The following is a 24,972-nucleotide window of genomic DNA, read 5'->3' as shown; positions in this document are numbered from 1 at the left end:
CTAAATCCTAACCTCAGATGCCCCCGGTCTCTCCCGAGCGTAACCGCCGCTTCCGCCGCGTCCCAGCGCCTCAGCAGCGCCGGTGAAGGGGTATTTACGGATTAGGCCTGAGACCTGCAACCCCCATTTTCAAAAAACTTTGCATTTCGCATCGATTTCTTGTGTTTGTTAATTAAAACAGTAAGTTACATTAACAAATCAAGATCTTCAGACCGCCTGGAACGTGCGGATATCCTAGGAAGGAACCCCAAAACTTGCCCTTGCGGGGGAATCGAGGGGTTCGGCAGACAGAAACGATCTGCAAAACCTTTCTGCACCTTGCGTACAGCCCGGATCTGACCATCATGAAAAGGCTGGGTTACGCAAATACTGACTTTGGGTCACAGTTGTTTTTTTGCTCCATTAACGCACTCTCACCAGGAAGGTGGTAACCCTGCCCGACCAGTCAAAGAAACAAAAACGCCGCAAGAGGTGCACAAGGCAGCATGGATTTCGATTATATCATCGTAGGCGGCGGTTCGGCCGGATCGGTTCTGGCCAACCGCCTGAGCGAAGATCCATCCACAAGTGTTTGCCTGCTTGAAGCAGGTGGCGGTGGGAAAAGCCTTTTCGTCAGAATGCCTGCGGCTGTTGTTACCGCACTTCCGGGGCGTCCCAGAATCAACAACTGGGCCTTTGAAACGGTCCCGCAGCCCGGTCTGAACGGGCGCAGAGGATATCAACCGCGCGGCAAGGCACTCGGCGGCTCGAGCGCGATCAACGCCATGTTGTATGTAAGAGGTCAGCGGCAGGACTATGATGGCTGGGCCGATCTGGGCTGCGACGGCTGGGACTGGGACAGTGTATTGCCTTACTTCAAACGGTCCGAGAACAATGAGCTTGGCGCCGACAGCGTGCATGGTGACAGCGGGCCGTTGCAGGTTTCACGGCAAAAAGAGCCTCGTCCAATCACCCATGCGTTCATTCAAGCCGCACAGCAGTTGCAACACCGCCATACCGAAGACTTCAACCGGGGCGACAACGAAGGCGTCGGTCTATATCAGGTTACCCAGTTTCACGACCCGGCAAAGAATGGGGAAAGGTGTTCCGCGGCAGCTGGTTATCTTTTCCCGGTTTCCGACCGACCGAACCTGACGGTCATCACGCATGCACATGCCAGAAGGCTGTGCTTTGAGGGCAAGCGCGCAACGGGCGTTGTATACCGTGTGAGAGGCAAAGGCGCAGACATCACAATTCGGGCGAAACGCGAAGTCCTGCTGTGCGCAGGGGCCTTGAAAACGCCGCAACTGCTTCAGGTTTCAGGTGTTGGCGCAAAAAGCGACCTTGATCCGCACGGAATCGCGGTTCACTACGAGCTGCCTGGCGTGGGACGAAACTTGCAGGATCATCTGGATTTCGCGTTGATCTTCAAAACCACAGACACCGACAATTTTGGTATCGGCCCGGCAGGGGCAGCGCGGTTGTTGCGACATATTCAACGGTGGAGCAAGACGGGCGTCTCGATGGCGGCGACGCCATTTGCCGAAGGCGCAGCGTTTCTGAAAACCACCCCCGATCTGGAGCGTCCCGACATTCAGCTGCATTTCACCATCGCTATGGTCGATGACCATGCCCGCAAACTGCATTACGGGTACGGGTATAGTTGCCATGTATGCAAACTGCGGCCGGAAAGTCGGGGGGCCGTAGGCCTGAACAGCGCAGACCCCACGGCGGCGCCCGCCATCGATCCGGCGTTTCTGTCGGACAAACGCGATCTGGAAACCATGATCAAAGGAGCGCGAATGGCGCGGGATATCCTCAACGCGCCGGCTTTGGCCAAGTACCGGCAAAAAGAACTGTTCGGCACTGATACCGCCCAGACCGATCAGGATTGGGAGGAGCACATCCGCGCCCGCGCCGACACGATCTATCACCCCGTGGGCACCTGCAAAATGGGCGTGGACGAAATGGCGGTCGTCGACCCCCAGCTTCGCGTCCGCGGGCTTGAAGGCCTGCGGGTCGTCGATGCCTCGGTGATGCCGACATTGGTGTCGGGCAATACAAACGCACCCACCATCATGATTGCCGAAAAAGCGGCGGACATGATCAAAGCGGCGGCGATGTAAAGACGCTACTTGCCTTTCATCAGGGCTTCCAGCCCGACACGGTAATTGGGATAGATCAGATCAATACCCAGTTCTTCCTTGATCCGGTCGTTTCGAACCCGCTTGTTTTCGTTGTAGAAACTGCGCGCCATCGGCGTCAGATCGGCGTCGTCGAACCGGACCGCAGGAGGCAGGGGCAAACCCTGCAACTCGGCTGCGTATCCTATGACATCCTGCGGCGGGACCGGTTCATCGTCACATACATTGTAGATGCTTCCCGGATTCGGCTTCATCATCGAGGCTTCCAGGATCTGCGCGATGTCTTCCACATGAATGCGCGAAAACACCTGCCCCGGTTTGATAATGCGCCGCAATCCACCACGCTTGAGCTTGGAAAACGGACCGCGCCCCGGCCCATAGATACCCGCTAGACGGAAGATGTGAACAGGCAGGCCCGGAATGGCCGACCATTGCTCCTCGGCCAGCATACGCCATCTTCCGCGCTTGGCGGTCGGTGTGGGCGGCGTGTCCTCATCCACCCAGCCACCCTGATGGTCGCCATAGACGGCCGTTGTCGACAAGTAGCCCACCCAATCGAACTGACCGGACCGCTTGGCGATTTCATCGCCCAGCACCGCCAACACTGGATCACCCGCTTCATCTGGCGCCGTCGAGATCAGCAAATGGGTCACCCCATCAAGGTTCGGTGCCTCACCCGGCCAGATCAGCGACTCGGCGCCAGAGGCCCGGATTGCATCCGTCCCTTCACGGTCTCGCGTCGTGCCAAATATTTTCCAGCCCTTCGGGGCAAGGTTTCGGGACAGGGCCTGGGCAGAATAGCCATGGCCGAATGAAAAGAGCGTCTTGGTCATGCCCCTTTGATGATCTGCGTCGTACCGGGATGCAAGCGCCGCATGGACGCACTTGAATCGAATCTTCGATTGCGCCTTTCTGTTGGCCATGAGCAAAAAGACACCTGACCTGCATTCGGCCTATGCGCTGAGTTCTCCGGACGAGAACAGGCAGCTCTATGCGGAATGGGCAGGAGATTATGATGACGGTTTCGCCGCGCGCGAAGATTATCAGCTTCACACACACACGGCGCGGGCATTTGTCGGCGCGGGTGGTCAGGGGCCCGTTCTGGATGTCGGAGCAGGAACCGGCCTGTGCGGCGCGGTGCTGTCGGCGCTTGGCGTCGGACCCATTGATGCAACCGACATCAGCGCAGAGATGCTGGATCAGGCGATGCGCAAGGATATTTACCGGGACGCGATCGAGGCTGATCTGACACAGGGCATCCCCGTTCCGCGCCACAGCTATTCCGGCATAGTTTCATCCGGTACGTTCACACATGGTCATTTGGGCCCCGAGGTGTTGCCCGCGCTGTTACGCGTGGCCCGGCACGGGGCGCAGTTTGCCCTTTCGATCAATGCGCGCCATTTCAAGGAACTGGGTTTTGCCGACGCTTTCCGTGAATTGGAACAGGATCAGATTCGCAACCTGACCCTGCCCGAAGTCCGCATATACGGAGATCTCGCGGCTGGCCCCAACAAGGATGACACCGCTTTGATCGCTTTGTTTGAACGGGTTTGAAACCGGTTATTCGGATACAATCAGGCCACCCGCCTCGACCATGCGCATCGCTTTGCCTCAGGTCGCGTAGTCCGAACTTTCAGAATCAAGGATCGCTTTGATCTCACGCAGGTGCGCTTCGGCCTGATCGGGATAGTCGTCCAGCTCTTGCGCTGTTTTTTCGGCAATCTCATCCGACAAGACGCGCAGGGGCAGCCCGGTCTGCAAGGCACGAATATAGGTTTCGGCCGCGCGTTCGAAATAATACAGCCTGTTGAAGGCATCCGCAGGGTCGCTGCCGATGACCAGAACACCGTGATTGCCCATGATCATGACCTTCTTCCTGGGATCGGACAGCATCCCGGCGCAGCGCTCACCCTCGCTTTCAAAGGCCAGACCTCCGAATTCTTCATCTACCACGTAACGGTTGTAAAAGGTCGCCGTGTTCTGATCGATCGGCGGCAATGAACTGTCGGCCAAAGAGGCCAGAACAGTCGCAAAGATCGAATGCACATGCATGACGCAACGCGCATGCGGGCAGTGGCGGTGGATTGAACCGTGCAGCCCCCAGGCCGTCGGGTCCGGCGCGCCAGGTTGTTCCATCACATTCGGGTCATTGGCATCCAGCAACAATAGATCCGAAGCACGAATGCGCGCAAAGTGCACCTGATTGGGGTTCATCAGAAATTGCGTGCCGTCATCGTTGACCGCCAGGCTGAAATGGTTGGCAACCGCCTCATGCATGTTCAGCCGGGCAGTCCAGCGGAAGGTGGCGGCCATATCCACGCGCTCGGACCAATGGTCGATATTGGGACGAAGACTGGTGAGGCTCATGCTTGGCTCCTTTCGCGGCTGGTCGTGGCCAAACCTGCATGGAGCCTGGCAGTTTGACCAACGAAAAAAACGCAACTATCCCATCAGCTGAACTTATGCCGAGGTTATGTAGATGCAGAACTCGCTTCCTCCGCTGGGCTGGTTGCGCACTTTCGAAGCCGCCGCGCGCCATCTCTCGTTTACCGGCGCGGCACGAGACCTGAACATGACGCAAAGCGCCGTCAGCCAGCAGATTAAATCTCTGGAAGGGCATCTGGGGCAGCCACTGTTTCTGCGCCGCCCCAAAGCTCTGGAACTGACCGAGGCCGGAATCACCTATCTGCCAGTTGTGCGAGAGGCTTTCCGGACACTGATGCGCGGAACCCGGGCGGTTACCGGTGCGCAACCAAACGCGGTTCAAGTGCAATGCAACATCAGCTTTGCCGTCAACTGGCTGGCCCCGCGCCTGCCGGCATTTCGGGCGGAACATCCACATGTTCAATTGAACGTCTTCACCGAGCTTTGGGAACCGCGCGAAATGGCCGAAGGCGCAGCGGTCGAGATTCGGTTTTCGCTTCGTCCGTCCGACACGGTCCGAACCGAAATTCTGCGCACCGAACACTATTATCCGGTCTGCGCACCAGACTATCCGGTATGCTTGGAAAACCTCCAGGAACAGCCACTGTTCGACTGCTCCAACTTGCTGTCCAACTGGCCAAGCTGGGCGGAAGATCAGGGTCTGAATTGGGAAAATCCGTCGATAACCTACGCGACGACCTATCTGGTTTGCCTGTCAGCGGTCATGGCTGGCGGTGGTCTTTGCCTGGCACATGACACGATCGCCAGTCATCTGATCAAGCGCGGTCAGCTGGTCGCGCCGTTCAAGCACCGTGCGCGAATGCCCGAGTCCTACTATCTGCTGCTGTCCCCGCAGGCCGAGGACACACCCGGCGCCGTGGCCTTTGCCAATTGGGTGCGGCGTGAGATCGGGTCTGAGGTGTAATGGGAAACGCGCGCGCCAGAACCAAAAGACGTGCCCAACATGTATGAGGAATCCCCAACATCGAAGAACCGGGGTTGCACCCGCTGACGCATTCGTGAAAGTTGAGCCATGGAATACACACCTTTCCCAAGCTGGCCCGATGTCGCCCCCAAATTGATCGCAGTTGCAGCCGGACGCGAGGCGGCGGACATGGTCATTCAGGGCGGAACCTGGGTGAACGTACACAGCCGCGAATTGCTGCCGGATCATTCTGTGGCGATTGTTGCCGGGCGCATAGCATTCGTCGGACCGGATGCCTCGCATTGCGTGGGGCCGGATACGGAAATCATCGAAGCACAAGGGCGCTACATTCTGCCCGGCTTGTGTGATGCGCATATGCATATCGAATCCGGGATGCTCACCCCAGCCGAATTCGCCCGTGCCGTCATCCCGCATGGAACGACCAGCATGTTCACCGATCCTCATGAGATCGCCAATGTGCTGGGTCTGGACGGCGTGCGCATGATGCATGACGAAGCCATGATGCAACCGGTCAATATTTTCACTCAGATGCCATCCTGCGCGCCTTCCGCACCGGGGTTGGAGACGACGGGCTATGAGATCACGCCCGAAGACGTGGCCGAGGCGATGAACTGGCCGGGTATCATCGGGCTGGGCGAGATGATGAATTTCCCGGGCGTGATCCATGGTGATCCCAAGATGCTGGCCGAGATTGCAGCCACTCAACGGGCCGGGAAAACGGTCGGAGGGCACTATGCTTCGTCTGATTTAGGGCCTGATTTTGCGGCTTACGTGGCGGGTGGCCCGGCGGATGATCACGAAGGCACATGCGAGGCCGACGCCATTGCACGGGTTCGGCAGGGGATGCGCTCGATGATGCGTCTGGGATCGGCCTGGTATGATGTGGAAAGCCAGATTACGGCCGTGACAGAAAAAGGGCTGGATCCGCGCAACTTCATTCTTTGTACAGATGACTGTCATTCCGGCACATTGGTGAATGACGGGCATATCAACCGCGTCGTGCGCCATGCCATTGCTTGCGGATGCGACCCCCTGGTCGCGCTGCAAATGGCCACGATCAACACGGCAACGCATTTCGGGCTGGAACGCGAGATCGGTTCCGTTACTCCGGGGCGGCGGGCGGATATCATCCTCAGCTCGGATCTGGCCGAACTGCCGGTTGAGATGGTGATAGCCCGCGGGCAGGTTGTCGCGGAAAACGGTGCAATCAAAGTGGATTGTCCACATCTGAACTGGCCCGAAAAATCGCGCCATACCGTTCATCTGGGGCATGCGCTGACGTCGGCCGATTTTGAGATCAAGGCACCGGAAGGGGCCAACAAAGTTCAGGCCAACGTCATCGGCGTGGTGGAAAACCAGGCCCCGACCAAGGCGTTGAAGGCCGAATTGCCGATCATAGGCGGGCTGGTCGAGGGCGAAGGCGAGGTGTGCCAGATCGCGCTGGTCGAGCGGCACCGGGCCACCGGGGGCGTCACCAACGCTTTTGTTTCGGGCTTTGGCTATCAGGGAAAAATGGCCATGGCCTCGACCGTGGCGCATGACAGTCATCACATGATCGTCGTCGGTACGGACCGCGATCAGATGGCGCTGGCCGCCAACCGTCTGGCCGAAGTGGGCGGTGGCATCACCTTGTTCCGGGACGGGCAGGAACTGGCGCTGGTCGAACTGCCGATCGCAGGCCTGATGTCCGACAGTCCCGCCGCCGAAGTCGCGGCCAAGGCCGACAGGATGGTGCAGGCGATGCAGGACTGCGGCTGTCATCTGAACAACGCGTACATGCAGCATTCATTGCTGGCGCTGGTCGTGATTCCCGAGCTTCGAATATCGGATCTCGGGTTGGTCGACGTACGCACATTTGAAAAAATAGAACTTCTGGAACCATTGGCATGACGACACTCCTGACACCACAAGCACCCGCGCCAGAACAGTTTACCGATCCCGCCGCCGCTGTCGCCCGGTTGGAAGAGCTGTACGTGCAGGCGACCAATTTCCTGTGCGACAGCTTTGCGGACGCCATGGAAAATGGGGCACCTGCCGCACGATTCAGAGCCTATTATCCGGAAATTCGCATCAGAACCTCGACCTATTCCCAAGTCGACAGCCGCCTGAGCTTTGGCCATGTGTCTGAACCTGGTGTTCATGCCACGACGGTGACGCGCCCGGATCTGTTCAGATCCTACCTGACCCAACAGATTGCCCTGTTAATCAAGAACCATGGTCAGCCTGTGACAATTGCGGCGTCGGACACACCGATTCCGGTGCATTTTGCCGTGGCAAACAATCCCGATCTGGTCGTGCCTCATCAGGGCGCAGCCGACTTCACCCTGCGCGATGTGTTTGATGTTCCGGACCTGACAACCACCAATGATGACATCGTCAATGGCGTGCATGTCCATGAGGATGCTGTTGGGCCCTTGTCCCTTTTCACCGCCCAGCGCGTGGATTATTCGCTTGCCAGATTGGCGCACTACACCGCCACCGATGCAGGTCACTTTCAGAATCACGTGTTGTTTACGAACTACCAGTTCTATGTCTCGGAATTCGAAAACTACGCTCGAGAACAATTGGCGGACCCTGCCAGCGGCTATACCAGCTTTGTTTCAACCGGCAATGCCGAAATCACGGACCCCAAAGCACCTATCGAACAACCGTTGAAACTGCCGCAAATGCCGACCTATCACCTGAAGCGCAAAGATGGTTCGGGGATTACTTTGGTGAACATCGGTGTTGGCCCATCCAATGCAAAAACCGCCACCGACCATATCGCCGTTCTGCGCCCGCACGCGTGGCTGATGGTTGGCCATTGCGCCGGGTTGCGCAATACGCAGGCATTGGGCGATTTCGTTCTGGCCCACGCCTATCTGCGCGAGGACAAGGTTCTGGATGACGATCTGCCCGTCTGGGTGCCGATCCCGCCTCTGGCAGAAGTTCAGGTGGCGCTGGAACACGCCGTGGCCGAGGTGACGGAACTGGAAGGGTATGAGCTTAAACGGATCATGCGGACGGGCACTGTGGCCTCGGTCGACAACCGAAACTGGGAATTGCGTGATCAGTCCGGCCCGGTCCAGCGACTCAGCCAATCCCGGGCAATCGCGCTGGATATGGAAAGTGCCACCATTGCCGCGAACGGCTATCGGTTCCGCGTTCCGTATGGCACTTTACTGTGCGTGTCGGACAAACCCCTGCACGGAGAATTGAAGCTGCCGGGCATGGCGTCTTCGTTCTATACCACTCAGGTCAGCCGACATCTGGCCATCGGCATCAAAGCGATGGAGCATCTGCGCGGCATGCCGTTGGAGCGTTTGCACAGCCGGAAACTGCGCTCCTTCGACGAAACGGCCTTCCTCTGACGCAAAAAAGCAACGTTTTCCCCATATTTTTAGGGGTTTCAGCGCTACTATTCGTTGTGTTTGGCCACAATATCCCGTTACAGTTACGCGGTGAGGCCCTATAGATCGGGCACGTTAAGGAGACCAAGAAATGGCAAAGCCTATGACAAAGACTCAGCTGGTTGCTGCTCTCGCTGAGGAAATGGGAACCGACAAGAAATCCGCAAACTCTGCGCTGGAGGCCATCACCGGCCTGATTACCCGCGAAGTTTCGGCCGGTGGCGCAGTGACCCTGCCCGGCGTCGGCAAAATCTACTGCCGCGAGCGGCCCGAGCGTCAGGTCCGCAACCCGGCCACTGGTGAAACCTTCACCAAGGAAGCCGACAAGGTTGTGAAAATGACCATCGCCAAGGCACTGAAAGACAGCGTAAACGGCTGATTTCAACTTTTTAGCCAACGATAAAGGGCCGCCTTTGGGGGGCTCTTTTTTCTATCGTCTTGAATATTCTGTGCCTGCGGGTTTTGAACCCGTTTCGCACAACATATTTCGGCCCGGTATTCGCCACCAAGGTGAGAATGCGCCTTCAAGGGCAGCCATTGACCTGAACCTGGGTCAGAGAACTGGCAAAATCTTGCCATGGTGTTTGCGGGCCTCTTTTCAAGACTTGTCTGATCACCTTACAACTTCGTCAGTCTTCGAACCGGCAATGAAATATCTTGCAAAACTGCGTCTGTAAAAAGAAAACAACTTGGCCGTGCTTGTCCGGCAGCGCCCGTTCCGCGATTGCGGTGGGTCTTATCACTCTTGTCTCTGCCTGCGCGCAAAACACCACCAATGCGAATCTCGACCCTGAACGCCAGTTGATGGCGCTGCAAGAGGTCTCGAAAAAGCGGGCCAGAGGTCAAAGAGTATGGTGCGTGCCCTACGCCCGAGACCTCAGCGGTATTGAAATTCGCGGCAATGCGAAAGACTGGTGGGGACGGGCGCAGCAAGTGTTTGAGCGCGGCAAGGAACCGGTTGTTGGTGCGGTTATGTCGTTTCGGGCGACCCGAGGAATGCCCCTGGGCCATGTGGCTGTCGTATCCGATATCGTCACCGACCGGGAAGTCATCGTGAATCATGCCAACTGGCACCGAAACAAGGTGTCGTTGAAGATGGGCGTCAGGGACGTCTCCAAAAACAATGACTGGACGTTGGTTCGGGTTGAAAGCCAACCGGGCCACTACGGCAATCCCTACCCGGTAAACGGGTTCATCTATCCGGCGGTTGACGAATAGCCTTGCCCAACTTCATTTCACGGGCGAGTTGATCGCAGCGCGGGCAACATTCCTTTTGATCGTACCGTAAAGGCAGCCGCCGCCCGGGTTGGGATGTCGCGCGGTTGAAAAGCCCGCAGATTGTCCAAAGCTGCGATATTGTCGGTAAAAATAGAAACGGGCACTAGAGGTGCCCGTTTCTGTTCCGTGTCTCTGGTCCGGTCAGTGGACCGTTTCAACCTTGTGGAAGTCCAGATCACGATCTTCTGGCATCGAGTCGATGCTCAATACCTCTTGGCGTTTGGTGATCAGGATATAGACGACGCAAGCCAGATACAGTCCAACCACGACTGCTCCGATCCACTGGATTTGCAGCCATTGGCTTTGGAACAACAGGGTCAGGACAAACAGCAGTGCGACGTTGCCCGCCACGTAGATCGCCTTTCCGAACCGCTCGACGGTCAGGTTCAGGTTGTCTGTGTACAGACGGATCAGCGAGTCCAATGAGTTGATCACGAACGTCACACCCACGATCACCATCGCAATGTTGGTGATGCCAGCGGTACTGATGTCGTTCAGGTGGTAATAGTAAAGAACGGTGAACCAGATCCCCAGCGGGATCGACGGGAAGATCAACAGCGCCGCCAGCAACTGCCACGTGGTCAGGCCACCCACAAAGCGCGACGTAAACTGTCCGATCATGATCGACCATGCAAACCACCAGAACAGGTAGAACGCGTGATAGTCGGTCAATGGCAGGACGAACTTGTGCAGGTTGGCGAAATAGGCGCCGATATTTCTGCCGGTTTCCACAAACCCGGTCACGCCCATACCTGCGGCTGCCCACATGCCCAGAATCAGGGCAAGGAACAAAAAGGTCGAACCGACGGACAGGATGCGAACGTATTTCAGATCGGTCGAGGAATAGGCCGCCGCCAGAATGACGACAAACACGATGATGTAGAAGGTGGTAACGACGGATTCACCATCGCCGACCTCGGGCAGATAGCCGGGCAGGTAGATCAGGAACAGGCTGGCGGTGAAGGCACAGGTGCCAATGATCACCACGTTGTTGATCAGCTTGACCAGCGGGATCTCAAAGAACTTCACGCGGGGTTCGATCACGCAGAAGTAGAAGGCCGTCAGGAAATAGAAGGCCCAGATCAGAAAACCCCAGAATCCGAACTCGATCGCCAGCGGGTTGGCAAAGGCATAGGCCGGGTCATCGGCGTATCCTCCGAATTCGGTCAGTGGAAACATGATCAGGCCGACATCTAGGCCGGATGTGAACAGAATCGCGATGAACGTGAACAGATGAACCGGTGTCACGCCGACACAGCGCAGGTTCCACCATTTCACGACGAAGAAAGCGACCAGCCCCAATGCCAGCAGGACGCCGAACGATAGAATGTACTCCAGAAGCACCGACAAACCTCCCTTGATATGTCAGGTCCTGCCGCCGATATCTTTAATTGGCTGGTCAATCAATATAAACATGCGCAAGACTTTTCTTGCATCACGCATGTGTCTTTTTTGACGCGCACCGCTTGCGACCGATCCCAAAATCAGAAACAGTCCGCGCAAAGTGACAGGGGGTCTCCATGGATCTGCGCGCCATAACCATGGGGCTGACATTTGCCCTGATCTGGTCATCTGCCTTTACCTCGGCGCGTATTATCGTGGCGGATGCGTCCCCTCTGTTTTCGCTGGCCTTGAGGTTTCTGATCTCTGGTGTTCTGGGGGTCATGATTGCCCGCGCGATGGGGCAAAGCTGGCACCTGACCCGAAACCAGTGGCGCGCAACGATATTGTTCGGGATCTGCCAAAATGCCCTGTATTTGGGTCTAAATTTTTATGCGATGCAAACGGTCGAGGCTTCGGTCGCGGCCATAATCGCATCCACCATGCCCTTGTTGGTGGCGCTGGCGGGGTGGTTGATTTTCGGCGAAAAGCTGCGGCCACTGGGTGTTTTGGGTCTGTTCGCCGGTTTCGCCGGAGTCGCCCTTATCATGAGCAGCCGGATCAGCGCGGGCGTTGATATGTTCGGCGTCGCGCTTTGCGGTGTGGGTGCTCTTGCCTTGACCTTCGCAACGTTGGCCGTTCGCGGTGCAACATCCGGCGGGAATTTCATGATGGTCGTTGGCCTGCAGATGCTGGTTGGTTCTGCCGCGCTGTTTGCGGCTGCTCCGGTCTTTGAAACCATTTACATCCACCCGACGTTGCCACTGGCGCTGGCCTTTACCTACACAACCCTTTTCCCCGGTTTGCTGGCGACATTGATCTGGTTCCTGCTGTTGGACCGGATCGGAGCCGTACGAGCCGCCACCTTCCACTTTTTGAACCCCGTGTTCGGGGTCACCATCGCGGCGATCCTGCTGGGCGAGAAACTCGGCGCCATGGATGCGGTTGGCGTCACCGTTACAACCCTTGGCATTCTTGCGGTTCAGCTTTCACGCCAACCCGTTCAAGGCAGCAAAGCCTCGACCTGAGACAGCAGTTTGCGGGAATCGGGTTTGACATTTGACCCGAAGGTCGCTGCGACCTCACCCTCAGAATTGATCAGGATCTTGTTGAAGTTCCACTTGGGCGTGAACCCGGTCTGCGCGGCAACGGCCTTGTAGAACGGGTGAGCGTCAGCCCCTTTGACCGGAGTGATATCCGTCATCGGCAGGGTCAGCCCATAGTTCATCTCGCAGAACTGTTTCACCTCTTCCGCGGACCCAAGTTCCTGATTGAACGAATCCGACGGAACCGCAAGAACGACCAGCCCTTTGCCGGAATAGTCCTCATGCACCTTTTGCAGAGCCTTGTATTGCCCGGTAAACCCACACTGGGACGCGGTGTTGACCACCAGGATAGGTTGGCCGCGCCACTCTTCGATGGCCAATGTGCCTCCGTCGATCGAGTCGAACTCACCGGTCAGCGGCGCCGCCTGAATGGCGCGGCCCAGCAAGATCAGGGCAGTCAAAAGCAGCAATCTCATCATGTCTTGTCCTCCCTTTTATTCAGATACGCGTGACTTTGTTGTTCAGATCACTTGCACGACTGCGAGAGCGGTTTGAAATATCGCTTTGCTTTCCACCCCGCAGCCCCCAGATAATGGCGCAAACACTATTTCAGCCGGAGGATCCATGACTCGCTATACCAAAGACCCCACGGCCATTGCTGCGCTTTCGCCCGAAGAGTTTCACGTCACCCAGCGCAGCGGTACGGAACGTCCGGGCACCGGGAAATACCTGAACAACAAGGAACCCGGCATTTATGTGGATATCGTATCGGGTGAACCGCTGTTTGCCTCGACCCACAAATACGAATCCGGATGTGGCTGGCCCAGTTTCACCAAGCCGATCGTGCACGAACATGTCGAAGAGTTCCGCGATACCACGCATGGCATGATCCGGACCGAGGTTCGTTCGAAACACGGCGACAGCCATCTGGGGCATGTCTTCCCGGACGGTCCGCGTGAACATGGCGGTTTGCGGTACTGCATCAACTCTGCCTCGCTTCGGTTCATTCATCGGGATGAGATGGCAACCGAAGGTTATGGCGAATACCTGATTCATGTGGAGGATATCTGATGACCGAGCAACGCGCTGTACTGGCCGGGGGCTGCTTCTGGGGGATGCAGGACCTGATCCGCAAACTGCCGGGCGTGTCGCGTACGCGTGTCGGCTATACCGGCGGTGACGTACCCAACGCAACCTATCGCAATCACGGCACCCACGCGGAAGGGATCGAGATCTGGTTCGATCCGTCTCGGATCAGCTATCGCGACCTGCTGGAATTCTTCTTTCAGATCCATGACCCGACCACGGTCAACCGTCAGGGCAACGATATCGGCATGAGCTATCGATCCGCGATCTACTACGTGGATGACACCCAGAAACAGGTGGCCTTGGACACCATCGCCGACGTAAATGCCAGCGGCTTGTGGCCCGGAAAAGTCGTGACCGAGGTCGAACCTGTCGGAGACTTCTGGGAAGCCGAGCCAGAGCATCAGGATTATCTGGAGCGGATTCCGAACGGCTATACCTGCCACTTCCCGCGTCAGGATTGGGTCCTGCCCAAACGCTCAAGCGCAGCAGAATAAAGCACCACCTGCCCGGCCCCTCTGAAGCTTTCAGGGGGGCTAGCCTGCGGCCACCCTCGGGCGCCCGCTTGCCTCGACCGTGATCAGGGCCTCGACAAAAACGTCCTTTGCCTCGACTCGCGCGGTTTTGATGTCACGATCCACGATCACGCGAATGTCTTCTGCGCCGGCTTCTCGTACTGCGCCCTCTGCTTCGGACATCAAAACCTTTTCCAACAGGGCCAAGGCGTCCTCTGACGCGGCGAAGTCCTTCGGGCCATCCTCCAGATGCACACGATATCGCCCTTCCGCCGGGGATGTGACCGTGCCCGAGCGACGCAGGGTCAGCCGCCCCACGACAGCACCAATCGCATTGGCCACGCCCGCATGTTCCGGCAAGATCATTCGGCAGTGCAGCCGTTCACCCACCGCAGGGTAATAGCTGGGGGCCGACGCCCCAAGGCCAACCACATCCACATTCAAAGCAGCGCTCAGCGACAGCAACCCACGGTGTTGTGCCAACCCGCGCTGTGTCAGCACATGACACGCCAAGTCTTGCGAAGGCAGACCAAAACCAACCTGCTCTTCGTCAAAAGCAGCCTCTAACAAGGTCAAACTGGTCTGTTCCGTCAATTGATCCACGATCATCTGTGCCAACGCTTCGGGAGAGTTTGCCAACATATCCCCTGACCCGACCCGTTTGCGTGCCATCAGTTCCAATGCCTTGCGCGCCGCATCGACATCCCAGGCACGAACCCGCCCCAACACGTGGCTGGCATCAGATGGCGTAACCCCAGACACCTGGATGATTCCGCGATCGACCAGGCGCATCAGCGCCCCGTTCTCCATCCGCGACCGCAGCAAGGCGCTCAGGGGCAGAACGCGATCTCCCAGCCTCTCCAGCAGGCTTTCTTCCCGCGCACCGACTCCTTCGGCATGGATTCCGGGCACGCGGCGGGCAAAACGCGTATCATGCTCGCCCACAGTCGTGGCCCGCAATTGTTCATCCAATACTGAATGCACAACGTCGGGCGCTTCTGACGCGATCAGCGAAACGGGCAACACGCGACGCGGGCCCAGGAACACACCGCCCCGCAACCCTTCGGCCACAACATGCACTTGGCTGTCACCGCCCAGACCGTGGGTTCGCATCGCCACGGCTTCGACCATGGTGCGAAACCCACCCACCTGCGCCCCGGCCGGATCGATCGCGGGCTTTCCGTCCCGGATAAGCGCCACATCAGTGGTCGTTCCCCCGATGTCCGAGACCAGCGCATTGTCCGCTCCGGTAAGCCATCGCGCCCCGACGATAGAAGCCGCAGGCCCGCTCAGAATAGTCTCGATCGGCCGTTCCCGGGCCTGTTCCGCGCTCATCAGGGCGCCATCGCCGCGCACCACCATCATCGGCGCCGAAATTCCCAGCGCATGCAGTTGATCCTGTGCACGCCCGATCAATCGGTCGATCATCCCGATCAGCCGCGCATTCAGCACAGCCGTCACCGCGCGTTTCGGACCATTGAGCTTGGCGGACAAGTGATGCGAACAGGTCACCGGCGCCCCGGTCCTTTCCGAGATTATGCGCGCCGCTTCCAACTCATGCACCGGGTTGCGGGTGGCGAACTGAGCAGCAACCGCGAATCCGGAAATTCCCTTATGCGAATCCAAAAAGGCCTCAAGCGCTGCGACATCCAAAGCGGCAGCTTGCCCACCGGAATGGGTATGCCCACCGGCAATCACCAGGGCCGGATCGCCCTTCAGCGCCTCTTTCAGCCCGTGTTTTTCAAGATCACTGTCCTTGAACCCGATATAGATCAACGCGACACGGCCACCCTGCCCCTCGACCAGAGCATTCGTGGCCAGCGTCGTCGACAATGACGCCATCGAGATCTGATCCGGTGTGACCTGCGCCTCTGCCAACACAGACGAGATCGCCTTGCCCACACCAATCGCCAGATCCGCCCGGGTGGTCAGCGACTTGGCCGAGGCGATGACCTCTTTCTCATCCCTGATCAACACCGCGTCGGTATAGGTCCCGCCCGTATCTACCCCCAAAGACAACGTCATCGGGTCCTCCTGTCTGTTCGCTGTGGATGGGTTTAGCGGTTATGCACGACACGTCCAGCCTGTTTGCGGCAATTATGACAGTTGTTCCACCGCCCAGCGCGCCGCCTCTGCCACGGTCTCATCCGGGTCCTCCAACAGACGCTGAGCCACTGTTTTCAGTTTTGGCTGTCCCGAGTTTCCAATGGCATACAGAACATTGCGCACGAACCGGTCCCGGCCGATACGTTTGATCGGCGAGCCCGAAAACTTTGCGCGAAAAGCGGCATCGTCCAGCGCCGCCAGTTCTTCCAAGCCGGGCGCTTTCAGATCGTCACGGGCGGCATAGCGCATATCGCTCGCTGCGACGGCAAACTTGTTCCATGGACAGGCCGCCAGACAATCGTCGCAGCCATAGATCCGATTGCCCAACTTACCGCGCAGCTCATGGTCCACCGGGCCCTTATGTTCAATGGTCAGATATGAAATGCACCGCCGTGCATCCAGTTGATACGGGGCCGGAAACGCATCGGTCGGGCAGCTGTCCAGACAGGCGCGGCACGACCCGCAATGATCGATCTCTGAATTGTCTGTCGGCAGGTCCAGAGTAGTGAAAACAGACCCTATAAAGGCCCAATTTCCCCATTCGCGGCTTACAAGATTGGTGTGCTTGCCCTGCCACCCCAATCCGGCGGCATATCCCAGCGCCTTCTCGGGAACTGGCGCGGTATCGACAAATACTTTCACCTCGCCTCCGGCTTCGGCAATCAGCCATCGCGCCAACCGCTTCAGCCGCTTCTTGACAAGATCATGATAGTCCTTGTTCTGCGCATAGACGGAAATTGCACCACGATCCGGGTGATTCAAGATCTCCGTCGGGTCATGTTCCGGCGTATAGCTTTCGGCCAACATGACCACCGATTGCGCCGCGGGCCAAAGGGCGGCAGGATCGCCACGCCAATGCGTGCGCTCGGCCATCCATCCCATTTGCCCGTGGTACCCGGCGTCCAGATAGGCCCGCAATCGTTTCGGCACCTGTGGAACATCCCAAGGGCGGCACACGCGACAGGCAACAAACCCCTCTGCCTGGGCTTGTTGCACCAGTTTTTCCTTAAGATCCGATCCGCTCTTCATCTGGCCAAAAATATCCTCGGGGGGAATCGCGCCCATGGCGCGATGGGGGGCAGACAGCCCCCCTTGCGCACCCTATCAGAAATCCAGATCAGCGTAATGGGGCGGCGGTCGGAACCCTGGCACCTGATCCGCCAGTATTGACCGAAATGCCGGCCGAGACTTGATCTTGGCATACCAGTCCTTGACCACCTGGCTGCGGTTCCAGTCCACGTCCGAGATGTAATCCAGCGAAGACAGATGTGCCGCGGCCGCAAAATCCGCCAATGTCATCTGATCCCCCGCCAACCAACGGCGGTGATCCAGCAGCCACGCCATGTAATCCAGATGGTATTTGATCGCCTTGGCACCCTGTTTGACATTCTTGCTGTCCGGATACCCCTGTCCTGTCACCTTTTTGTTCACTCGCTCATACAACAGCTTCGATGTCACCTCGTGGTGAAATTTGTCGTCGAACCACCCGACAAGGCGTCTTACTTCGAATCTGGCTTCGGGGGTTTTCGGCATCAAAGGTGGCTCTGGGCGGGTTTCTTCGATGTATTCGCAGATAGCCGCGCTTTCCGACATGATCTGCCCGTCCAGACGCAATACGGGCACTTTTCCCGCCGGGTTGCGCCGCAGAAAATCAGGATCTTGTTCCCAGTATCGCTCTTCTACCAGCTCAACCTCGATCTTCTTCTCCGCCAGCGACAGACGGACCTTACGACAATACGGAGAGAGGGGAACGTGAAACAGACGCGCCATGAACTTCCATTCGAACCAGTGAATACCCGACAGATTTAGCCTTGGCAGATAGCGGGTTTCAATCCTCGAAACAATCTGCGCGACCATCTGCGCGGATGGTGGCCGCCCCATCGAGGATCGAAGCCGCCCGTCTGCGGGTGCGCGCAGTCGGATCCGTGACCGATCGGTTGCGCGGGGACGGCAGGATTGCCGCAATCCGCGCCGCTTGAACCGAAGTCAGCTTTGCCGCGCTGGTGTTGAAATAGCGTTGCGCCGCAGCTTCGACCCCGAATACGCCATTTCCGGTTTCGGCGACATTCAGATACACCTCAAGAATACGCTGTTTGCTCCAGAATATTTCAACCACCGGCGTGATCGAGGTTTCCAAAGCCTTGCGCACCCAGCTGCGACCCTGCCAGAGGAACACATTCTTCACCACCTGTTGCGTGATGGTCGAGGCACCACGATTGCCGCCATCCTCAAGCGCATCGCGGATGGCTTCGACGTCAAAGCCCCAATGCAGGCAGAAATTTGCGTCCTCGGCTGCAACAACTGATCTTGCCATGATCGGTGCCATGTCTTCGATCGGAACCCATTCGCGTTCAACCTTTCCCAGCCGGCGCCATTCCGACCAGATGGTGTGGGTGACAGGAGGGTTCACCACCGAATAAATCAGGACCAGAGCAACCACGAGGCCCAGAACCGCCATGATCGCTCGCGTTGCCCAGCGGCGAATCTGCCGCGCCACTGGTTCCTTCTTTCTGGATGCCTTGCGTTTTTTTCCGCCGGATTTGCGGGCTGCTTTCTTCGCCATGTCTCAGCTATACGACGCAAGGTTCCGGTTTGAAACGGCCTAAATCGCGAAAGCGCGCGCCTCGCGCGGATGAACGATCGGGCGCGCGGTTTTCAGCGACATCGGATCAAGCCCGGTCAACTCGGGAAACAAGTGCAGCACTTCGCTTTGTGTTTCGCGATCCGAAGCCGACAACGCGTGCCCGGGATAATAGCTTTCGCTTTTCGCTCCGTTGGCGAAAACGATCTCATGCTGTTTGAACAACAGATGGAAATATTCAACCTCACCGCCCTCGACCCGTGTCACGGTGTCATCGTTGACCAAAGTATGCGCCGGAACCAGCGCTTCGGTATGGCCGAACAGATAGGACGCCTGCCAGTCTTCGATCAGCATCCGGTGCTGCGGTGAAACCAGCAAGGGGCGATCCAGACCGAACACCCCGGCATCGAAACGGATTGGAGCCAGTTTGCCTTCGGCTGCGACGGTTGTACACCCAACCCAGATCAAGGGTTGTGGTCCGTGATCCACCGTGATGACCAGATCACCAACCTTCAAATCCTCAACCGCGCGCTCACCTTCCGGTGTGGCGATCATGGTCCCGGCCGTAAAGCACGGCGGCCCAAGGTTACCGACATTCAGCGGGCCTGACGTGTTAACAAAAGTGGTCGACACCAGCGTTCCGGGCTGCAGCACCTGGCCGTCTGTGGGGGTGAAAGCCCGAGACCCATCGGCCAGGTAGAAAGTGGTTCCTGTATAGGTCACGTTCCCAACGCCTGACACGTTGATCGTTACAGTATCGCCTGGCCAGGAATTTGTAACGTCTTGCCCGTTGACCGTGTCACCACTGGGTGCGTCAATAAGATTGTCATCATTCGCATCAGTCAGGGTGAAATTGCTGACCGCGACGGCCGTCCCCGCTGGTGGCGGGCTTGCAGGATCAAAGGTGAAGAACTGATCGCGATATGTCGTTGGCATCCTGTTGCCCCTACTCTGTCACCATTAGAAACCGAAACAGGCCATGGCTAACACTACAAGGTGAAAAAAGCATGGCGAGATTCGGGAGAGCAGGCAAGAATTCCACTGAAACCTCACAATAATCAGGGCCCCGCGTGCTGTAAATGGCACGCGGGGCCAGTATTTTGATGGAATTTAGGCTTACTCGGCCGGAACTGCCGTGACTTCTTCGCTCAGCGGGTGGCTGAGTTTGTTGAGCATTTCTTTGGGACAAACCTGTAGGAAGTTGCCCTTTTCCACGTCCCAATGCTGGAGAATATCCGCGGCCTTGCGGCTGTAGGTCTCCTCGGCGTGACGCGTGATCAGGGCTTTCAATTGATCCACCCAATGGTCCACGGTGACCGGGCAGGTCACAAGCGTTTCCTTGTTCATCAACGCTTCGGCCTTGCCTTCGGGATCATACAGATATGCCATGCCACCGGTCATCCCGGCACCGAAATTGGCCCCGATGTCACCAAGTATCACGGCCACGCCGCCGGTCATGTACTCACACCCGTTCGAGCCACATCCTTCAACCACAACTTTGGCACCCGAGTTGCGCACGGCAAATCGTTCACCCGCGCGGCCAGCCGCGAACAGATGGCCGTCAGTTGCACCGTAGAGAACCGTGTTGCCGATGATCGTGTTGTCGTCCGCCTTCAGCGGGCTGACCTGCGGCGGGCGCACAACGATCGTGCCGCCAGACAGGCCCTTGCCAACATAGTCATTGGCATCCCCCGACACTTCCAGCTTCAGACCCGGAGCCGCGAAAGCCCCCAAGGACTGACCGGCCGAACCCTGAAGTTTCACGTGCAGGTGGTCATCCTGGAACGTGTTCCGCATGCCAAAATTCTGCACAATGTGGCTGGAAATGCGGGTTCCGACGGTGCGGTGCGTGTTCTGGATGGCATATGACAACTGCATTTTCTCGCCATCCTTCAGGAACCGCGCCGCATCGCGCACGATCTCGGCATCCAGCGTGTCGGGCACGGCGTTCCGATCCTTGTCGCGATTGTACACGATGTTATGCGCACCATCGACGGTGATCAGCAGCGGGTTGAGATCCAGATCGTCCAAATGCGCTGAACCCCGGCTAACCTGCGCCAGCAGATCGGCCCGACCGATGATTTCATCCACGGAACGCGCGCCAAGGCTGGCCAGCAGCTCGCGCACTTCCTGCGCGTAGAAGGTGATCAGGTTCACCACCTTGTCGGCGTTGCCGGTGAACTTGGCGCGCAGGGATTCGTCCTGCGTACAGACACCAACCGGGCAGGTGTTCGACTGGCACTGACGCACCATGATACAGCCCATCGCGATCAGGGCGGCGGTGCCGATGCCGTATTCCTCGGCCCCCATCATCGCCGCCATGACGATGTCGCGCCCGGTACGCAGGCCGCCATCAGTGCGCAGAGTCACCCGGTCGCGCAGGTTGTTCATCGCCAGAACCTGATGCGCCTCGGTCAGGCCCATCTCCCATGGCAGACCGGCATATTTGATGCTGGTCGCGGGTGAGGCACCCGTACCGCCATTGTGCCCCGAGATCAGGATGATATCGGCCTTCGCCTTGGCCACACCGGCAGCGATCGTGCCAACGCCGGAAGACGCCACCAGTTTCACCGTCACCTTGCAGCGCGGGTTGATCTGTTTCAGGTCATAGATCAGCTGAGCCAGATCCTCGATCGAGTAGATGTCATGATGCGGCGGCGGCGAGATCAGCGTAACGCCCTTGGTCGAGTGCCGCAGACGCGCGATCAGGTCAGTGACCTTCATGCCCGGCAGCTGACCGCCCTCGCCCGGTTTCGCCCCTTGGGCAACCTTGATTTCCAGCTCTTCGCACTGGTTCAGATATTCGGCGGTCACACCAAACCGGCCCGAGGCCACCTGCTTGATCTTGGCCGAGGGGTTGTCACCATTCGGCTCCGGCACGAAATGCGCCGGGTCTTCACCCCCTTCACCACTGTCGGATTTCGCACCGATCCGGTTCATCGCCACGTTCAGCGTCTTGTGCGCCTCAGGCGACAGCGCGCCCAGCGACATGCCCGGCGTGACAAAGCGCTTGCGGATCGAGGTGATCGATTCAACCTCTTCGATCGGCACCGGTTTACCCAATGGTTTGAAATCCATCAGGTCGCGCAGATGGATCGGCGGGTTCGATTGCATCTTGGCAGAATACTGTTTCCACAGCTCATAGGACGCCTTGTTGCACGCCATCTGCATCATATGCATCGAGGTCGCTTCCCACGCGTGGGTTTCACCCGATTTCCGTGCCTTGTAGAAACCACCGATCGGCAACACGTCCAGACCACTGTTCCAGCCCTTGGCGTGGATTTCTTCGGCCTTTGCCTGGATACCCTTGACGCCGATGCCGGAAATACGGCTGGTCATACCCGGGAAATACTCGGCCACCATCGCGCGGCTCAGGCCAACAGCCTCGAAATTCAGACCGCCGCGATAGGACGAGATCACCGAGATCCCCATCTTGGCCATGATCTTCAACAGGCCCTGGTCGATGGCTTCGCGATAGCGCGCGACATTTTCGGTCAGGGTACCGTCCAGCAGCCCACGATCGATACGATCGGCCAGCGAGTCTTCGGCCAGATAGGCGTTCACAACGGTCGCGCCACAGCCGATCAGAACCGCAAAGTAATGCGGATCGACACATTCAGCCGAGCGTACGTTCAAGGAACAGAACGTCCGCAGGCCCTGACGGGTCAGGTGTGAGTGCACTGCGCTGGTGGCAAGGATCATCGGCATTGCCACCCGATCTTCACCCGAGTTCATGTCGGTCAGCACCAGATGCCCGGCGCCAGACCGTACCGCCTCTTCAGCTTCGGCTCTGACACGGGCCAAAGCAGCGCTCAGCGCACCTTGACCGGGCTCAAAGCTGCAATCGATCTCGGCCAGCGGAGCGTTGAGGTGCCCAACCAGTTCATTCCATTGTGCGTTTCCGACAAAGGGGCTTTCCAGAACGATGATCTCGGTCTGGCTGCTGTCCTCATCCAGCACGTTCTTCAGGTTTCCGAACCGGGTTTTCAAGGACATGACGCGGTATTCGCGCAAACTGTCGATCGGCGGGTTTGTGACCTGACTGAAGTTCTGCCGGAAGAAATGGCTGAGCGGGCGGTATTGCTTGGACAGAACCGCCGAGGGCGTATCGTCACCCATGGACGCCAGCGCCTCTTTGCCGTCTTCGGCCATGGGCGCAAGAATCTGCTCCAGCTCTTCGACCGAATAGCCTGCCGCGATCTGGCGTTTGCGCAGATCTTCGCCCGAGAATATCGGCTTTTCGGTCACACCTGCCAGCGCCTCGTCCAGATCGTTGATCTTGCCGACCCACTCGCCAAACGGCAATGCGCTCGCCAGCTTGTTCTTGATCTGGGTGTCGCGATACAGCTTGCCCTTTTTCATGTCGACAGCCAGCATCTGACCGGGGCCCAGCGCGCCTTTTTCGGTCACTGTGGACTCATCAATCGGCACCATACCGGCCTCGGATCCCGCAATGACAAGACCATCGCCAGTCACGACGTAACGCATCGGACGCAGGCCGTTGCGGTCCAGTCCAGCACAGACCCAGCGGCCATCCGTCATGGCCAGCGCGGCGGGGCCGTCCCACGGCTCCATCACCGAGTTGCAGTAGGAATACATGTCGCGCCAGGCCTGCGGCAGTTCCACCGCCTGTTTCGACCAGCTTTCCGGAACCAGCATGGTTTTCGCCATGGGCGCCGAGCGGCCCGCGCGCACCAGAACTTCGAAAACCGAGTCCAATGCGGCCGAATCCGACGATCCTCCGGCGATGATCGGCTTGATATCCTCGGCATAATCCCCAAACGTCGAGGACGCCATGCGGATCTCGTGGCTTTTCATCCAGTTGATGTTGCCTTTCAGCGTGTTGATCTCGCCGTTATGGGCCAACATGCGGAACGGCTGCGCCAGCCACCATTGCGGGAAAGTGTTGGTGGAATAGCGCTGGTGGTAGATTGCGAAGGCGGATTCAAACCGTTCGTCCATCAGGTCGGGATAGAAGACGGCAACCTGCTCGGCCAACATCATGCCCTTGTAGATGATCGAACGGCACGACAGCGACGCCAGGTACAGCCCGGAAATACCCGCAGCCGAGGCGGCCTTTTCAATACGGCGACGAATGACATAGAGCTCGCGCTCGAAGGTCTCTTCGTCCACACCTTTGGAATTCGAGATCAGGATCTGCTCGATCTCGGGCCGGGTGGCGTTGGCTTTTTCACCCAGACAGGTGACATCGACCGGCACGTGACGCCAGCCATAGATGTAATAGCCCATGCGCAGAACTTCGCTTTCCACGATGGTCCGGCACTGTTCCTGTGCGCCAAAGTCGGTGCGCGGCAGGAAAACCTGACCAACAGCGATCAGTTCGTCCAATTTGGGCTCGTGGCCTGTGCGCCTGATCTGATCATAGAAAAACGAGACCGGAATCTGCACGTGAATGCCCGCGCCATCACCGGTCTTGCCGTCAGCATCAACCGCGCCGCGGTGCCAGATCGCCTTGAGCGCGTCGATACCGGCGTCCACAACCTTGCGCGACGCTTTCCCATCCACGGACACAACGAGACCCACACCGCAGGAAGAATGCTCTTCTTCCTTGGAATAGAGACCATTTTCAGCCATCCATTTGCGCTTGGCTTCTTCGGCCCGCACCCAATCGGCATCATATTTGGTCATTGGCTGTCTCCTTCGTCAGAGGGGGCGTACATGGCTTCGACCTCGGCTTTGGTCATCTGCCGGCGTTCGCCTGCGAACGCGTAGCCCTGGGGCTTTTTGTCGATGTAAAGTTCAAGTTTCAGCGGGTTGCCTGCGGCGTTGTCAAACAGACCTGCCGCCATTTGCGTCTGGCCGTGCATCTCGCCCGGGAGCGTGATCCGATACCAAAGTGCCGAGCCGCAATCGGCGCAAAAGGCGCGCTCGGCCCAGTCAGAGGAAGTGAAAGTTTTGACCGGTCCAAGCGCGGCATAGCCTTCTTCGGCCTGAAACGTCACCAGCATGGAACTGGTCCAGCGCCGGCACTGGTCGCAATGGCAGGCCCCCAGCGCATCCCGCGCCGGAGTTGCCGTCACCGTAACTGCGCCACACATGCATTGGCCTTGCAATTCAGGCATTTCGAAGCCTCCTGA

21 protein-coding genes are annotated in these 24,972 nt (G+C 58.2%); 10 read left to right on the top strand and 11 right to left on the bottom strand.

Translation table 11 applies throughout. The annotated features are described in order from the left end of the window. Positions 1 to 485 precede the first annotated feature (485 nt). Positions 486 to 2,105, top strand: coding sequence for a GMC family oxidoreductase (locus ACR0LI_RS11905; protein ID WP_480718562.1), 1,620 nt, complete (start codon positions 486 to 488; stop codon positions 2,103 to 2,105). Between the two features lie 5 nt (positions 2,106 to 2,110). Here the strand turns inward: ACR0LI_RS11905 and ACR0LI_RS11900 are convergent, their stop codons facing one another. Further along, entirely contained in the window at positions 2,111 to 2,956 is an 846-nt protein-coding gene (locus ACR0LI_RS11900) for an SDR family oxidoreductase (protein ID WP_171635245.1), read from the bottom strand. 88 nt (positions 2,957 to 3,044) lie between these two features. On the opposite strand from ACR0LI_RS11900, the gene ACR0LI_RS11895 reads away from it, so the two are divergent. Then, positions 3,045 to 3,677, top strand: a complete 633-nt coding sequence (locus ACR0LI_RS11895) for a class I SAM-dependent DNA methyltransferase (protein WP_171635247.1) — start codon at positions 3,045 to 3,047, stop codon at positions 3,675 to 3,677. A 57-nt stretch (positions 3,678 to 3,734) separates the two neighbouring features. On the opposite strand, the gene ACR0LI_RS11890 is transcribed toward ACR0LI_RS11895, so the two are convergent. Further along, the gene (locus tag ACR0LI_RS11890; protein WP_171723960.1) at positions 3,735 to 4,490 is read right to left on the bottom strand and encodes a class II aldolase and adducin N-terminal domain-containing protein; all 756 of its coding nucleotides are present in this window, start codon (positions 4,488 to 4,490) and stop codon (positions 3,735 to 3,737) included. A gap of 112 nt (positions 4,491 to 4,602) precedes the next feature. Here ACR0LI_RS11890 and ACR0LI_RS11885 point away from each other — a divergent pair, with 112 nt between their 5' ends. From ACR0LI_RS11885 to ACR0LI_RS11865, 5 genes are all read left to right on the top strand, one after another. Further along, positions 4,603 to 5,472, top strand: a complete 870-nt coding sequence (locus tag ACR0LI_RS11885) for a LysR substrate-binding domain-containing protein (RefSeq protein WP_209835603.1) — start codon at positions 4,603 to 4,605, stop codon at positions 5,470 to 5,472. Between the two features lie 108 nt (positions 5,473 to 5,580). After that, positions 5,581 to 7,383: an adenine deaminase gene (gene ade / locus ACR0LI_RS11880; protein WP_480718561.1), complete on the top strand. Its 1,803-nt coding sequence runs from the start codon at positions 5,581 to 5,583 to the stop codon at positions 7,381 to 7,383. After that, entirely contained in the window at positions 7,380 to 8,843 is a 1,464-nt protein-coding gene (locus ACR0LI_RS11875) for an AMP nucleosidase (protein WP_171635253.1), read from the top strand. The genes ade and ACR0LI_RS11875 overlap by 4 nt, the downstream gene beginning before the upstream one ends. Positions 8,844 to 8,973: 130 nt before the next feature. Beyond that, positions 8,974 to 9,261: an HU family DNA-binding protein gene (locus ACR0LI_RS11870; protein WP_117871130.1), complete on the top strand. Its 288-nt coding sequence runs from the start codon at positions 8,974 to 8,976 to the stop codon at positions 9,259 to 9,261. A 479-nt stretch (positions 9,262 to 9,740) separates the two neighbouring features. Beyond that, positions 9,741 to 10,100 (top strand): CHAP domain-containing protein, encoded by a 360-nt coding sequence (locus ACR0LI_RS11865; RefSeq protein ID WP_348539561.1) that lies wholly within the window; start codon positions 9,741 to 9,743, stop codon positions 10,098 to 10,100. 201 nt (positions 10,101 to 10,301) lie between these two features. Here ACR0LI_RS11865 and ACR0LI_RS11860 read toward each other — a convergent pair whose 3' ends face one another. Continuing rightward, positions 10,302 to 11,498, bottom strand: a complete 1,197-nt coding sequence (locus tag ACR0LI_RS11860) for a BCCT family transporter (RefSeq protein WP_171635777.1) — start codon at positions 11,496 to 11,498, stop codon at positions 10,302 to 10,304. Between the two features lie 182 nt (positions 11,499 to 11,680). Here ACR0LI_RS11860 and ACR0LI_RS11855 point away from each other — a divergent pair, with 182 nt between their 5' ends. Beyond that, complete coding sequence (locus tag ACR0LI_RS11855; protein WP_171635254.1) at positions 11,681 to 12,568, top strand: DMT family transporter; 888 nt, start codon at positions 11,681 to 11,683, stop codon at positions 12,566 to 12,568. Here the strand turns inward: ACR0LI_RS11855 and ACR0LI_RS11850 are convergent. Next, positions 12,544 to 13,065 carry a glutathione peroxidase gene (locus ACR0LI_RS11850; protein WP_480718560.1) on the bottom strand — a complete coding sequence of 174 codons (522 nt, stop codon included), beginning with the start codon at positions 13,063 to 13,065 and terminating at the stop codon, positions 12,544 to 12,546. The two genes, ACR0LI_RS11855 and ACR0LI_RS11850, sit on opposite strands and share 25 nt — an antisense overlap. Positions 13,066 to 13,210: 145 nt before the next feature. Between ACR0LI_RS11850 and msrB the strand changes: the two genes are divergently transcribed. Together msrB and msrA are read left to right on the top strand one after the other, a co-directional pair. Next, positions 13,211 to 13,657, top strand: a complete 447-nt coding sequence (gene msrB / locus ACR0LI_RS11845; RefSeq protein ID WP_480718559.1) for a peptide-methionine (R)-S-oxide reductase MsrB — start codon at positions 13,211 to 13,213, stop codon at positions 13,655 to 13,657. Beyond that, positions 13,657 to 14,169, top strand: coding sequence for a peptide-methionine (S)-S-oxide reductase MsrA (msrA, locus tag ACR0LI_RS11840; protein WP_171635256.1), 513 nt, complete (start codon positions 13,657 to 13,659; stop codon positions 14,167 to 14,169). Before msrB ends, msrA begins: the two co-directional genes overlap by 1 nt. A gap of 39 nt (positions 14,170 to 14,208) precedes the next feature. On the opposite strand, the gene ACR0LI_RS11835 is transcribed toward msrA, so the two are convergent. From ACR0LI_RS11835 to ACR0LI_RS11805, 7 genes are all read right to left on the bottom strand, one after another. Further along, the gene (locus tag ACR0LI_RS11835) at positions 14,209 to 16,212 is read right to left on the bottom strand and encodes a hydantoinase/oxoprolinase family protein (protein ID WP_171635257.1); all 2,004 of its coding nucleotides are present in this window, start codon (positions 16,210 to 16,212) and stop codon (positions 14,209 to 14,211) included. Between the two features lie 72 nt (positions 16,213 to 16,284). Then, positions 16,285 to 17,322 carry a tRNA epoxyqueuosine(34) reductase QueG gene (queG, locus tag ACR0LI_RS11830; protein WP_171635259.1) on the bottom strand — a complete coding sequence of 346 codons (1,038 nt, stop codon included), beginning with the start codon at positions 17,320 to 17,322 and terminating at the stop codon, positions 16,285 to 16,287. A 75-nt stretch (positions 17,323 to 17,397) separates the two neighbouring features. Continuing rightward, positions 17,398 to 18,063, bottom strand: a complete 666-nt coding sequence (gene fzlA, locus ACR0LI_RS11825) for an FtsZ-binding protein FzlA (protein WP_171635778.1) — start codon at positions 18,061 to 18,063, stop codon at positions 17,398 to 17,400. Between the two features lie 58 nt (positions 18,064 to 18,121). Continuing rightward, complete coding sequence (gene mtgA, locus ACR0LI_RS11820; protein ID WP_480718558.1) at positions 18,122 to 18,856, bottom strand: monofunctional biosynthetic peptidoglycan transglycosylase; 735 nt, start codon at positions 18,854 to 18,856, stop codon at positions 18,122 to 18,124. Positions 18,857 to 18,895: 39 nt separating this feature from the next. Further along, positions 18,896 to 19,810, bottom strand: a complete 915-nt coding sequence (locus ACR0LI_RS11815; RefSeq protein ID WP_171723967.1) for a Hint domain-containing protein — start codon at positions 19,808 to 19,810, stop codon at positions 18,896 to 18,898. A gap of 180 nt (positions 19,811 to 19,990) precedes the next feature. Further along, complete coding sequence (gene gltB / locus ACR0LI_RS11810) at positions 19,991 to 24,523, bottom strand: glutamate synthase large subunit (RefSeq protein WP_480718557.1); 4,533 nt, start codon at positions 24,521 to 24,523, stop codon at positions 19,991 to 19,993. Beyond that, a complete protein-coding gene (locus ACR0LI_RS11805; RefSeq protein ID WP_152459664.1) occupies positions 24,520 to 24,957 on the bottom strand; it encodes a GFA family protein in 438 nt (145 codons plus the stop codon). Before ACR0LI_RS11805 ends, gltB begins: the two co-directional genes overlap by 4 nt. Positions 24,958 to 24,972: the final 15 nt, after the last annotated feature.

This window comes from Ruegeria sp. CL7 (assembly GCF_056536445.1).
This window is presented reverse-complemented; position numbering and strand designations above follow the sequence as displayed.